Genomic DNA, 12,972 nt, shown 5'->3' with positions numbered 1-12,972 from the left:
TTAATTACTGCTTTTGAATCCTGCCATAAGACCTTACCCCAATCGTAAATGGCGAACGTAAAGACTCGGCCGGCAACAGGTTAAACGATCACCTTTACAACATAGTATATCTAGAAATTAAACAAAGACTTAATTGCAAAGCCACAATAAAACCCGCCATTTACTCAACCGAAAGACCGGTAAGTTGCGACGGGTTTATTGTTCCGAATGCACTCAGCTATTATCTGTTAGTTCCGCAGCTCGGGAATATCCTTGTAATATTCAAGCGCCTCGGGATTGGCCAGAGCATCCTTATTCAGCACGGGTTGGTCGTGAATAAGATTTCCGACCGCGAGTTCCACCTTCTTGCCGCTAATGGTATATGGGATATCCTTAATGCTTATAATTTTAGCCGGAACGTGGCGGGGTGTAGTGTTTACACGGATAACAGTTTTGATTTTTTTCATCAGTTCATTTGTTAACTCCACGCTTGCGGCTAACTTAACGAACAGGACAACCCTAACATCGTTGTCCCAGTTCTGCCCTACCACCAAGCTGTCAAGCACTTCGGACAAAGTTTCTACTTGCCGGTAGATTTCCGCGGTACCGATTCTGACGCCTCCGGGGTTGAGGGTTGCGTCGGAACGGCCATAAATGACCACGCCACCCGTTTTATCATTGATTTCAATATAATCGCCATGGCGCCACACATTATCGTATACGTCAAAGTACGCACTCTTGTATTTTTTTTGTTCCGGGTCATCCCAGAAACCAATAGGCTGAGAGGGGAATGGTGCAGTGCAGACCAACTCACCCTTTCGGTTTAAAACCGGTTTGCCGTTCAGGTCAAATGCTTCCACCCTCATGCCCAGACCGCGGCATTGCAATTCACCGGCGAACACCGGCCCGATTGGGTTGCCCAGTGCAAAACAGGAAATAATGTCCGTGCCGCCGGAGATGGAAGAAAGCTGTAAATCTTTCTTAATGTCCTTGTAAACAAATTCAAAGCTCTCAATAGAAAGGGGGGAACCTGTTGAGAGAACCGCCCTTAGGTTGCCCAGGCCGTATTCCCCGCCTGGTTTAATACCACTCTTTTCAACAGCGGCCAGATATTTTGCGCTGGTCCCGAATACGGTAATTGCTTCGTCCTGGACAAGCTTAAACAGTGTTCCTGAGTCCGGGTAAAAGGGCGAGCCGTCAAAGAGCAGGACAGTGGCTCCAATTGCCAGGGAACTTACCAGCCAGTTCCACATCATCCAGCCGCAAGTTGTGAAGTAGAACATTTTATCCTCTCTTTTCAGGTTGGTGTGCAGCAGCAGCTCTTTTAGGTGCTGGATCAGAGTGCCGCCGGCACTGTGCATGATACACTTGGGGATACCGGTTGTCCCGGAGGAATACATAATATAAAGCGGGTGATCAAATGGCAGTTGTTCAAACTTAATTTCCAGACCGGATTCTTTAGAAATAAAGTCGTCAAAGTACACCGAGTCGGGAACTTGGCTGATATCAGGTTTTTCTTCAGTGTAAGTGACCACCACTACTTTTTGAATGGAAGAGATGTCTTTCAGAACTCCGGAAATACGGGTCAGTGAATCATGGGCTTTTCCGTTATAATAATAACCGTTGGCGGTAAAAAGAACTTTGGGTCTGATTTGGCCAAAACGATCCAATACTCCCTTGATACCAAAATCAGGGGAGCAGGACGACCAGATGGCGCCAATACTGGCAGTGGCCAGCATGGCAATAACCGTTTCGATCATATTGGGCATAAAACCCGCAACCCGGTCACCGGTCTTAATACCCATATCCCGCAATGAGCGGGCCAGGCGGGCAACACGGTCATACAGTTGGGCATAGGTTATCCTCATAGGTTCCAAAGCTTCGCTTTTAAAAATTAAAGCGGTTTGATCATCCCGGTAACGCAGCAGGTTTTCCGCAAAATTCAGCTTAGCCCCGGCAAACCATTTAGCTTCCAACATAGTATCCAGGTTATCCACCACCTGGGAATAAGGCTTAGAAAACCTGATTTCACCAAATTCCCACATGGCGGCCCAGAAGTTGGGGATGTCAGTAATTGACCAGTCATATAGTTCGCTATAGGAATTAAAAATTTTTCCGTACTTCTCATTGATAAATCTAATAAAAGCAGTTATGTTGGCTTCGCTTACCTGTTTTTCAGACGGTGACCAAAGCAAATTATGCACTCTAATTCCTCCTTGATCTGCACCGGACAACGTCAATAATACCGATGTCGCCGTACCTATCTCTTTTGAGTTGCAATAGTCAATAACCTCACGCTTATTATTTAATGGGATGACACATCTTTCTTGCGTAAGCACTATTTAAACTAAAATCCGGTGACCTCCTTGGGAATACGGCCAGTCTTAATACACTCACTGCGCAGCCTGCGGTTAAGAATCTTTTCCATCATCCGGCCTATTCCTAATACCCTGTCAACGTCAACCCCTGTTTCAATACCCATTTCATCCATCATTACCACCATGTCCTCGGTAGACACCAACCCGACAATATTGGGGTCCTGGTAGTAATAAGCACCGGTTCCGGCAACAGGAGCCCCGTCAACAAAGTTAGCCGGCTGGCCGCCGGTGCCGCCCATCGTACTTTCAAAACGGGTAATTCCGGCTTGAAGCGCAGCCAGCACATTGGCCAGCCCCCAACCCCTGGTTACATGAAAGTGAGCCACGTGTAAGTTGGGGTCGGGCATAGCGTCAAGAATCATTGAGAAATATTCATATACTTTATTAGGCGGCGCAGAGCCGTCGTGATCGGCATGTTCTATATCGTCAGCGCCCAAATCCAGGTACCTTTTAGTGAATTCCACGGCTTTTTTCAATTCTGTCGGCCCTTCAATAGGGCAGCCCCAGATGGTACTAACGGTGCCATTTACCTTAATTCCCGCATCATGAGCCTTCTTGATAGATTCTTCGGTCATCTTCCAGTAGCCCTTGTGATCCAGCCCTGAGTTTCTATACATGTGTGAGGCCGAAGTTGACACCATTTGCACAATACGAGTTGGGCCATAGCCTTTTTGCTTTAACTCAATGGCGCGGTCCACAGCCTTTTCCCTAATGGTTATGGCTGTAAGTTCTACTTCCGGCAGTTTCTCCTTAACCCTTCTGGAGTTATACAGCATTTTAAAGAGTTCATCAGCATCTGCAAACTGGGGCATCACTCTGGGATTACCCAAATTGCTAACCTCGATTTCTTTAAAGCCGGCCAGAATCAGCTCCTCTAAAACCCACAACTTAGCCCGGGTGGGAATAGTAAAATCCTCATGTTGGAAACCGTCCCTGACGGTAATTTCGCCAATTCTAACTTTATTGGGATATTTTAATTGAAACATACACATGCCTCCTTGATGTTTTTAAATGTTTTAGGAGTTACCTGCCTTTGTACACCGGCTTACGCTTTTCATTGAATGCCAGCAGGCCCTCGTCGCGATCCTCAGTGGTTAGGCAAACCTTATAACACTCTGCCTCTAGCGCCAGCGCTGTATGCAGTTCCAGCTCAAAGCCCAGGTTAATTGACCGTTTGGCCTGCCGTAACGCCACCGGCCCGTTCCCGGTGATTTCCCGCATAATTTCCATTGTTTTTCCCATCAGCTTATCAGCTGGGGCAATATGATTGACCATGCCTATCTCATAAGCATCCTTGGCACTAATGTGCCGGCCGGTAAAGATTAATTCTTTGGCTTTGTTGCGTCCAATTATCCGTGGCATCAGTTGGGTGCCGCCGCCACCCGGTATGATTGCCAAGCCCACTTCCGGCAGCCCGAAAGTGGCCTGTTCCGAGGCAATGATAAAATCACAACAGAGGGCAAATTCACAGCCCCCGCCCAAGGCAAACCCGTTAACGGCAGCTATGATGGGTTTGGAAAACTCAGCTAGAGCTGTAAAAGTCTTAACCAATAAAGCCCTCTGCTTTTTCATTTCCTCACGCGTCATAGTCTTTCGTTCCTTTAAATCGGCTCCCACACAGAAAGCCCTATCTCCCTCAGCTGTAAGAACAGCGGCAAAAACTTTGTCGTCCTGTTCCAGCTCTTCTAATGCAGCCAAGATCTCCCGAGCTGTTTGGGTGCTGATGGCATTCATGGCCCGGGGGCGGTTAAACGCCATTACAGCAATATGCCCGTCTCTGGCCAGCTTAATATTTTCAAATTCCATTATTAGCACGTCCTTTCTATAAGCTGGGGCATCAATGCGGATACATTTACATTGCTTATTGGCAAAGGTTCTCAAGGTTCCCCTTTTTTTTTAAACGGGATACACGGGGTGTTTACGCTCACCAAACTGTTTATCTTTAGACTCATAAAGAGCAAATCTGCGAATTAATTCATCACGCAATCCTGCTCCGCTCACAATATGATCTACTACCAGTTCTGATGCAAGACGGCAGATGTCTACGTCTTTGGCATATTGATCGCGCTTCTGCTGTATAAATGCCGGCCTTTCCTCCGGCGGCAAGGCCATAATTTTATTTTCATACACTGCGTTTACAGCTGCCTGGGGCCCCATCACCGCGATCATGGCCGTGGGCAGGGCCATAGAGCAATCGGGTTCAAAGGCCGGGCCGCACATGGCATAAAGCCCTGCTCCGTAAGCCTTGCGTACTACTACTGATACTTTGGGAACTGTAGCCTGGGACATGGCTGAGATCATTTTCGCCCCGTGGCGGATGATACCCTGACGTTCAACCGCCGAGCCGATCATAAAGCCCGGCACATCCATCAGGAACAGCAGGGGTATATTAAAAGCATCACACAGGTTCATAAACTTGGCGGCTTTATCCGCCGAATCCACAAATAGTACCCCGCCCTTTTCCATAGATTGGTTAGCCAGTATGCCAACCACCCGCCCGTCAATACGGGCCAGCCCCGTGATCAATTCGCGAGCAAATAGTTTTTTTATTTCAAACCAGCTGTCCCTGTCGATTATCTGGTTGATTACTTCGTACATGTCAAAGGGGGTGTTTTCTTCAGCAGGCACAATTTCTTCTATACCACGCCCCTCAATCGGGAGTCGTGCCTCCGCCAAAGGTGTCTTTTCTTTGTAGTTTTGGGGCATGTAAGTGAGGTAACGACGGCAGGCTGCTATGGCTTCTTGTTCTGTTGTCACCAACAGGTCACCACACCCGCTGACAGTACAGTGCATCCTGGCCCCGCCCATTTCTTCCAGAGTAACTTTTTCGAAGATCACCATTTCCGCCATTCTAGGTGATCCGAGATACATGCTGGCGTTGCCGTCCACCATAAATACAACATCACAAAAGGCGGGAATGTAGGCGCCACCGGCCGCTGACGGGCCAAAAAGCAAGCATATCTGCGGAATCATGCCGGACATTTTTACTTCGTTATAAAAGATTTTGCCGGCCCCGCGGCGTCCGGGAAACATCTCTATTTGGTCGGTGATCCTGGCCCCGGCTGAGTCTACCAGGTATAGCATCGGCACTTTCATATTGATAGCCGTTTCCTGTATCCGAATAATTTTTTCAACTGTACGCCAGCCCCAGGAGCCCGCCTTGATTGTAGAGTCATTGGCCATTAAACACACTGTTCCGCCGTGTATTTTACCCACCGCGGTAATAACGCCGTCCGCCGGCAGCCCGTCCGCCAGGTTGTTGGCGTATAAGCCGTCCTCCACTATAATTGACCCGGGATCCAGCAGCAATTCGATTCTTTCTCTGGCAAAGAGCTTGCCCTTTTTAGCGTTGCTTTCGTGGTATTTTTTTGCTCCGCCCTTTTTAATTTCCGATTCTTTTTCTTTAAGCTCCTCGCTCGTGGTTTTGTTATTGATCTCCTCCAAGATATCATACCCTCCTTCATGTCTTGAGGTCTGTTTTTGAGGTCTGTGCTATATTTTATAGAAATCTAACATCTCAATCATTTTGGTTTTTTTTCATTAAAATTTTTATGTCCATAACTGCCTTAATTTCATTCGTTTTGCTTTTAACCTTAATTTTGAAACCGGCCACACCCCGTTCAGCATCTTTCCCTTCCTTACCGGTTACTTCCACCTCAGCGTAAAGAGTATCCCCAATATAAGTAGGGCTAATAAAGCGTACCCGCTCTATGCCATAAAATGCTACTATCGGGCCGGGAACCATATCAAGCAGCCCCATGGCAACAGAAAGAACCAGCATTCCATGAGCAATGCGCTGTCCAAAGGAAGTCTGCGCCGCCCACTCCTTATCGGTATGCAAGGGATACCAATCACCGCTGAAAGCGGAGAACAAGACAAGGTCGGCCTCGGTAATAGTTCGTCCTCTGGAATTCCAACGCTCACCAATATTTAACTCATCAAAATATTTTTCAAACATATAAGTCCTCCCTATCTTTTTATTTGCAACGGTGTAGGGAAAAACGTGCTTTGACAATGTCAAAGCTTCGGAAAAGTCTATCAGAGCAAATAAGTGTTTTCTAGCAGCTAACCCATCTGTTTTCCCAACGGCCTAAAGAGAATTCGCATAAAATTGCGAAATTTTACAAAACTATTGATACTGAAAGAAACCACATCAAAGCCGGCTACTTAAAACAGCGCCTGAAGTGTTTACTTATTTCAAAACTGCAATAACAGTGTCAGGATTAACCACAGTGTCTATAGTGGAAATTACAGACACAACTTCGCCGTCAGCGGGAGCAAAAACCTTAACTTGCATTTTCATGGCTTCAATAGTTGCTACCGCGTCATTTTCCTTGATCTTATCACCCACTTTTACATCAATTGATATTAGTCTTCCAACCATCGGAGAAGTAATGTTCATGTACTATACCTCCTATCATGTTTTGAGGTCTGTAGCTTCGGAAGAGTCTACCATAGCAATAAGTGTTTTTTATCAGCTTACCCATCTGTTTTTCAAACGGTCAAAAGAGCCAGTGGTTAAATCCTCTTTTTCCGACTTTAACTTCTGTTTCTGAAGTTTGCCAGTCTGAGTTACAGGCAAACTTTCACGGAACTCCCAGTATCGGGGCACCTTAAAGTAGGCTAAGTTGTCTACCGCCCAGGCTATTAAATCGTCCAGCAGTTCTTCGGAATCAACCGAATACTCCTCTTTTAACACAACATAAGCTTTTACTTCTTGTTCTCTAATCGGATCCGGCACCGGAATCACCGCAACCTCCATTACGGCCGGGTGAAGATGAATCGCCCCTTCCACTTCAGACGCTGCAATATTCTCACCGCTACGGCGTACTATATCTTTCTTACGGTCCACGAAATAATAGCGGCCCTCTTCGTCCCGTTGCACATAGTCACCGGTATGGAACCAGCCGTTTTGCCAGGCCTTTTCAGTAGCAAGCAGATCTTTGTAGTAGCCGGACATAAAGCCCCGCTGCCGGTTTTCCGGGTCACTGCCCCTCAGGACCATCTCCCCTACAGTGCCATGTGGTACCCCTTGATCGTTATCATCTACTACCATTGCCTCATACTCTACGAACGGCTTATAGAAACAGGCCGTGCCTACGTTTCGGTCAGGCTGCGGCAGACAACAGAAATTTAAACCGGTTTCCGTCATGCCAAACACCTCCAGAAGCTTTACATTAAACCGCTCTTCAAAGGGCTGGTGAATTGTTTTCGGCACACCGGCGCCGATGCCAATCCAGGGCCGATGATCTCCATCGTCCGATTGCTCGGGCATACCCATAAGCATCGCCGGCATTACACCTAGATAGTGAAAATGAGTTGCCTCCTTAGCCCGCAGTTCCTGCCACCAGCTTTTGGGATGGAAGCGATCAACCATAGCCAGACTGCCCCCAACAAACAACGTCCCCATGGTAGAAAGGATCTGAGGATTCATATGAAAGAACGGTAACGGTGTCAAGATGCGGTCGTTAGCAGTGAGACTCAAGTGCTCAGAATAACGGTTACCAGCCACCAGATAATATTCCTGGCTCTCAAGGCAGCCTTTAGGGTTGCCGGTAGTGCCGGAAGTATATAAGATGGCCGCTTCATCGGTGACGCTAATCGATATATCGGCAAGTACACCGGAAAATTGCGGCAGAACCCGTTCGTAAGCTATAGTGCCGTCAAAATCCCCCCGAACTGACGCTCGACAGCTAATCTGAATGTTTTCAGTTTCTATGGCGTTTTGGACGATTTCCCAGTATTCCGGTGTGGCCACCACCGCTTTGGCTTCAGAATGCTGCAAGATGTAGGCCGTTTCCTTTCCCCGGAAAAAGGTATTGATAGGTACCATCGAAGCTCCTATTTTAACCAAGCCAAACCACACGTAAATAAACTCTGGACAATTCGGCATCATAAGGGCTACCCGGTCCCCTTTATGAATACCTAATTCAAGAAACATATTAGCAGTCTGGTTAATTAATCTGTTCATTTCACTATAGGTTATTTTTTGTTCTTCAAACAGCAAATACACCTTGTCCGGACTGCGATCCACGGTCTTTTCCAAAACTTCCCGGATGTTCTGATATTGCATATTTACATACCTCCTCTCCGCCGCTGCGGATACCTAATGGGGTCAACGAAGTAGCCCTGTTCTTAGTCCAATTGTTAATGTACGCACTTCGCATGAGTCCTATTGGGTTAAAACACCTGAGACCCGGGAACTTGCGTTCCTTACCGACTTTTCTTTCAGATATAACGGAATAGCTAATATTGCGCTCATCAAGGCCGCTGATGCAAACATATAGTAAGCACTGTTAAAGCTAGATGTTTTATCAAGGACAACACCCATAATAATTGGGGATAAGACCCCGGCAAAAGAGCCCCATGCCAGCATGAATCCGCTGCTTGCCGCCACTCGTTCTTTGCGTACCAGTTCCATCGGGATAGCCCACATCAGAGCGATAGCCGCAAAGTCACAGAAGCCCGCAATGCTGAAAGCCAATAAAGATAATTGAATTGATGACGTATTAACGGCAATGACAGTTGCCGGCAGCGTTATAAGAGAAGTAACAATTAGTAGAGGTGTACGCCAGCCCTTAAGCAAACGGTCAGATATAATGCCGACTAAGATCGCACCTAAAGAGGCGCTGATATTTGGTATAGCCGAGTATAGGCCGGAAGCAAGAATACTTGAACCTCTGGCTTTAACAAAATAGGTTGGCAGCCAGCCCATGTTGGCCCAATAGAGAGCAGTGAGACCAAAATAAATAAAGGCCAATAGCCAAGTAGTAGGATTAGTCAAGATTTCCTTCATTATCGCAGAAAAGGGTTCTTTAGCGGACTTGGGTGAATTACTATGACTCTTTATAAGGTCCAATTCAGTTTTGCTAATCCAACGGTGCTCTTCCGGTTTAGAAGTGATAAGGTAAGCGGTAAAAGCAACAAGGACCAGACTGGCTGCACCAAATATGTAAAAGACACTTCGCCAGCCCATGTTTTCAATGATCAGTCCAGCAAGAGGAGCACCAACCACTACTCCCAGAGTCATGGCGGAAAGCCATATACCGGAGGCCATGCCTCGCTCCCGAGGCAGCATCCAATTGGAGACTATCTTTGTGTTCGACGGAGCAAGCGGTCCCTCCGAAGCCCCAAACAAGATTCGCACTACTATCATGGCAGTTAACCCTCCAACCATTCCTGTGGTGATTGTAAACAAAGACCAGCAGGTGAGGGAAACTATTAAAATAGTCTTCGGGGAAAAGCGGTCCGCCAGGAAGCCACCGGGAAAGTTTACAATCGTATAACCAATAGTAAGGCCGCTAATTACAACACCGATTTGAGCGGCATTAAGATGAAAATCCTCCATTATAAGCGGAACCGCCATTGACAGGTTAACCCGATCCATATATGATACTAAAGTTAATATAAACAGCCAGGCAAGGATAAACCAACGCAACCTTCCTTTGTTTTCCATGAACATAACCCTCCTATTTAAAACCTTTATTTCCCCAAAGACAAAAAATACGGCACCCCCTTCCTGCTTTTTAAATATTAAGAAAAGCAAGAATTGTGCCGCATCAATGAATTGACTGAAAATTTATTTTAGCATACGTTTTATACGCCATAACTATTATTTGAAATAGCATTGCGGATGGGTACTGGCAACATCGCCTAGGCATTCTTGCGCAATCATGGCATTTTAGCCTACGTTTTAGTGCGTTTAATGTCGAGTTTTTTACACTTTCGCAGAAGAGTTGAGATGTCAATACCCAAAGACTTCGCAGCAGGACCCAGTCTGTCATTATGCAGTAGGGCCCTCATAATCAACTGTCGCTCCGTGATGGCTACAGCTGCTTTTAGAGGAAGCACCCCCGAATCGACAGGCCGAAAGGGATCATTCACAAGCACTACTGGAAAGGCTTGACGGATTTTTTCCGGCAAATCCTTCTTTTCGATTAAACCGTTGGAACTAAGCACCACTAATCTTTCTATGGTGTTCTCTAACTCACGCACATTTCCCGGCCAGGAAAAATCATATAAACAATCCATTGCTTCGGGGGACAAACTTAGACTGCGTTGATACTTTTGACAGAACTTATCTAAAAAGGATAATGCCAAAACTAAAATATCCTCTTTTCTCTCTCGCAAGGGCGGAATCACAACCGGAACAACGTTTAGCCGGTAGAAAAGATCCTGCCGAAAAGTCCCCTCGTCAACCATTTTTTCTAAATCACGGTTAGTGGCTGAAACAATTCTGATATCCACCGATACCGGGTGTGTACCCCCAACATGCTGGATTTTTCTATCTTGCAGAACATTAAGCAATTTTACCTGCATAAACAGAGGCAACTCTCCGATCTCGTCCAGAAAAACAGTACCATTATTCGCCATCTCCAATAACCCTGGCTTGCCTTCCCGTCTGGCACCGGTGAAAGCCCCCCGATCGTAACCGAATAACTCCGACTCCAACAAAGATGACGGAATAGCTGCACAATCAACTTTGATAAATTGACCACTTCCAGCCCTACTACTATGTTCGTGAAGCAGGGATGCAATTAACCCTTTACCCACCCCAGACTCACCATAAATCAGAACGGTAGCATCTGAAGCAGCAATCCGGGGTATCATATCAAGAATGCTCCGCATTTTAGGATCGCGCATAATTATTTTTTCCCGGGCTGCGTTAAAAATAGGACTAAAATTCTTCAATATCTCCTGATATTGTCTGTTTAACTTCTTAGTAAGTTTCAACTCATCCTTCAAGGCATTAAGCTCGCTTAAGTCTCGCACCACACACACCACGTTTACCAAGTTGCCATGTTCATCAAACACTGGATTACCGGTCACTAGGGCCTCACACCCGCTGGGATAAATGATCACTTTAGACACACGCCGCCCAGAACGAATTGTTTCAATGGTCACGGAATCTGAAATTAAGTTAGCTATCAACAATTTACTGACATGCTGACCCATTATCTCGTTGGTAATCCCTGTAATGCGTAGAAAAGCTTCGTTATAAGCCATGCAGTAGCCTTTACAGTCAGTCATATAAATCCCATCGCCGATAGAATTTATCATGGCTTTAAAAGTAATTTCAAGATCCTGTTTCATTGTCCTATTCCTCCCGAGTAGCAATTACCCTATGACTAATTGGGTCAACACTATAAACTTATTGAAAGTTTTATGGCGCGATTATATCCTTTATTTTTTGTCAACCAAGTTCCCCCGCTTTAGTAGTGTATACTTGTCCTAAGAATTTGAATCTTCTGTGATTTGAAGCAACTAAATGATTAACTTGTCAAAAAACAAATATAAAGCCGGATTAGATTATAAGCGAAAAAGACATCAGGACAGTGGTGGTAGGAAGCGGAAACGATTTGGGCATTAATCACCCTAAGTAATTCGCTACCCCAATTATAACCCGAAATGCAATTTTTACACCAGTTGATGTGTTTGGCAATATAACAGTGCAGCACTTAACTTCCATTTTACCCCATTTTATTTCCAGTTTACAATTGACGACGATCCTCCGCAAACGTGGTTCAATATCAGAAGCAAAGATTAAATCATTTATGGCAACGCACCTAGGAATTTGGTCGAAAGTATGTTTTCTAAAAGCAACTAAGTAAATCTGGTATTGCTAAAAGTAGATGTAACTAAATATTGCAGACCCGACTTCTTAAACAACTGATGTCTTTCCCGACAGCGGTTCAAACCCATCTTACGAAAGAGGTACGCCTTATATGGCGGATCTGCTGTTTCCGGGCTATACCCCCATCACTAACGGCAGCTTACCCTGCATAGCCAGCAGGAGTCTTCTTTCTACTTCAGTCCAGTTAACTAGCTTCCACCAAGTTCTAACATAGTCTTCCCGCCGGTTTTGGTAATCCAGGTAATAGGCGTGCTCCCAGGTGTCTACAACCAGAATGGGGATCCCTCCCCACTGGGTCAGGTCCTGGTGCTTTTCGGCCATCAGGATTTCCAGCCTGCCCCAAGCCGGGTGCCAGACCAACACCGCCCAACCGGATGCCTCGACCTTTATTGCAGCCTCGCTGAACTGTTCCACGAAAACCGGGACGCTGCCAAAATAGCTGAGGATCTGGTTTTGCGTTTGGGGACCGGGCTGCCCGCCGGTTCCGGGGGAAGTCATCACCGTCCAGTAGATGCTGTGCAAAATATGGCCGGAGCCGTTAAAGGCCAACTCCCGCTCCCAATGTTTAATCAGGCTGAAATCTCTGTTGCGCCGCGCTTCCACCAACTCTAATTCCGCTTTGTTCAACCCTTCCACGTAGGACCTATGGTGGCGATCGTGATGAATAGTCAGAGTAGCGGTGCTAATGACAGGTTCTAAAGCATTATAGGGATAAGGCAGCGGCGGCAACCGGTGACCGCCCGGCGGCACTGCCGGTTGGAACCAAAAATTATTAGTGCTCATTTTAAAACCCTCCTCAAAAACACCCAACCCCCGGCCGGCATTACACCAGAACCAGGGGTCGAGCTTGCAGCTGCATGGCGCCACTATAACTATATGCAAATATTCTTTTTGATGTGCATTGAAAAAGCGATGTATCCGCATTAAATTTACTGGAATTCGGCAACATCGCTATCCTGTTGCAAAAAAGTAAGCATATCT

10 protein-coding genes are annotated in these 12,972 nt (G+C 46.3%); all 10 read right to left on the bottom strand.

The annotated features are described in order from the left end of the window. Nucleotides 1–227 precede the first annotated feature (227 nt). Nucleotides 228–2,183, bottom strand: coding sequence for an acetoacetate--CoA ligase (locus tag ABDB91_RS03540; RefSeq protein ID WP_347490264.1), 1,956 nt, complete (start codon nucleotides 2,181–2,183; stop codon nucleotides 228–230). A gap of 143 nt (nucleotides 2,184–2,326) precedes the next feature. Next, nucleotides 2,327–3,343, bottom strand: a complete 1,017-nt coding sequence (locus ABDB91_RS03535; protein WP_347490263.1) for a pyruvate carboxyltransferase — start codon at nucleotides 3,341–3,343, stop codon at nucleotides 2,327–2,329. Between the two features lie 37 nt (nucleotides 3,344–3,380). Next, nucleotides 3,381–4,163 carry an enoyl-CoA hydratase-related protein gene (locus tag ABDB91_RS03530; protein WP_347490262.1) on the bottom strand — a complete coding sequence of 261 codons (783 nt, stop codon included), beginning with the start codon at nucleotides 4,161–4,163 and terminating at the stop codon, nucleotides 3,381–3,383. A gap of 90 nt (nucleotides 4,164–4,253) precedes the next feature. Further along, the gene (locus ABDB91_RS03525) at nucleotides 4,254–5,801 is read right to left on the bottom strand and encodes an acyl-CoA carboxylase subunit beta (protein ID WP_347490261.1); all 1,548 of its coding nucleotides are present in this window, start codon (nucleotides 5,799–5,801) and stop codon (nucleotides 4,254–4,256) included. Between the two features lie 73 nt (nucleotides 5,802–5,874). Beyond that, nucleotides 5,875–6,315: a MaoC/PaaZ C-terminal domain-containing protein gene (locus ABDB91_RS03520; RefSeq protein ID WP_347490260.1), complete on the bottom strand. Its 441-nt coding sequence runs from the start codon at nucleotides 6,313–6,315 to the stop codon at nucleotides 5,875–5,877. 234 nt (nucleotides 6,316–6,549) lie between these two features. Next, on the bottom strand, nucleotides 6,550–6,759 hold the full coding sequence (locus ABDB91_RS03515; RefSeq protein WP_347490259.1) for a biotin/lipoyl-containing protein: 210 nt from the start codon (nucleotides 6,757–6,759) through the stop codon (nucleotides 6,550–6,552). A gap of 72 nt (nucleotides 6,760–6,831) precedes the next feature. After that, on the bottom strand, nucleotides 6,832–8,430 hold the full coding sequence (locus ABDB91_RS03510; protein ID WP_347490258.1) for an ATP-dependent acyl-CoA ligase: 1,599 nt from the start codon (nucleotides 8,428–8,430) through the stop codon (nucleotides 6,832–6,834). A gap of 99 nt (nucleotides 8,431–8,529) precedes the next feature. Continuing rightward, nucleotides 8,530–9,813 carry an MFS transporter gene (locus tag ABDB91_RS03505; RefSeq protein ID WP_347490257.1) on the bottom strand — a complete coding sequence of 428 codons (1,284 nt, stop codon included), beginning with the start codon at nucleotides 9,811–9,813 and terminating at the stop codon, nucleotides 8,530–8,532. A 230-nt stretch (nucleotides 9,814–10,043) separates the two neighbouring features. Then, nucleotides 10,044–11,450: a sigma 54-interacting transcriptional regulator gene (locus tag ABDB91_RS03500; protein WP_347490256.1), complete on the bottom strand. Its 1,407-nt coding sequence runs from the start codon at nucleotides 11,448–11,450 to the stop codon at nucleotides 10,044–10,046. A 655-nt stretch (nucleotides 11,451–12,105) separates the two neighbouring features. Then, nucleotides 12,106–12,774 (bottom strand): superoxide dismutase, encoded by a 669-nt coding sequence (locus tag ABDB91_RS03495; protein WP_347490255.1) that lies wholly within the window; start codon nucleotides 12,772–12,774, stop codon nucleotides 12,106–12,108. Between the last annotated feature and the right edge of the window lie 198 nt (nucleotides 12,775–12,972).

Source organism: Desulfoscipio sp. XC116 (assembly GCF_039851975.1).
GTDB lineage: Bacteria > Bacillota > Desulfotomaculia > Desulfotomaculales > Desulfallaceae > Sporotomaculum.
This window is presented reverse-complemented; position numbering and strand designations above follow the sequence as displayed.

Bases quoted from the DNA above. Each gene is read 5' to 3' on its own strand.
- ABDB91_RS03530 (WP_347490262.1), bottom strand. From the start codon at position 4,163: ATGGAATTTGAAAATATTAAGCTGGCCAGAGACGGGCATATTGCTGTA.
- ABDB91_RS03520 (WP_347490260.1), bottom strand. From the start codon at position 6,315: ATGTTTGAAAAATATTTTGATGAGTTAAATATTGGTGAGCGTTGGAAT.
- ABDB91_RS03515 (WP_347490259.1), bottom strand. From the start codon at position 6,759: ATGAACATTACTTCTCCGATGGTTGGAAGACTAATATCAATTGATGTA.
- ABDB91_RS03510 (WP_347490258.1), bottom strand. From the start codon at position 8,430: ATGCAATATCAGAACATCCGGGAAGTTTTGGAAAAGACCGTGGATCGC.
- ABDB91_RS03535 (WP_347490263.1), bottom strand. From the start codon at position 3,343: ATGTTTCAATTAAAATATCCCAATAAAGTTAGAATTGGCGAAATTACC.
- ABDB91_RS03495 (WP_347490255.1), bottom strand. From the start codon at position 12,774: ATGAGCACTAATAATTTTTGGTTCCAACCGGCAGTGCCGCCGGGCGGT.
- ABDB91_RS03500 (WP_347490256.1), bottom strand. From the start codon at position 11,450: ATGAAACAGGATCTTGAAATTACTTTTAAAGCCATGATAAATTCTATC.
- ABDB91_RS03505 (WP_347490257.1), bottom strand. From the start codon at position 9,813: ATGGAAAACAAAGGAAGGTTGCGTTGGTTTATCCTTGCCTGGCTGTTT.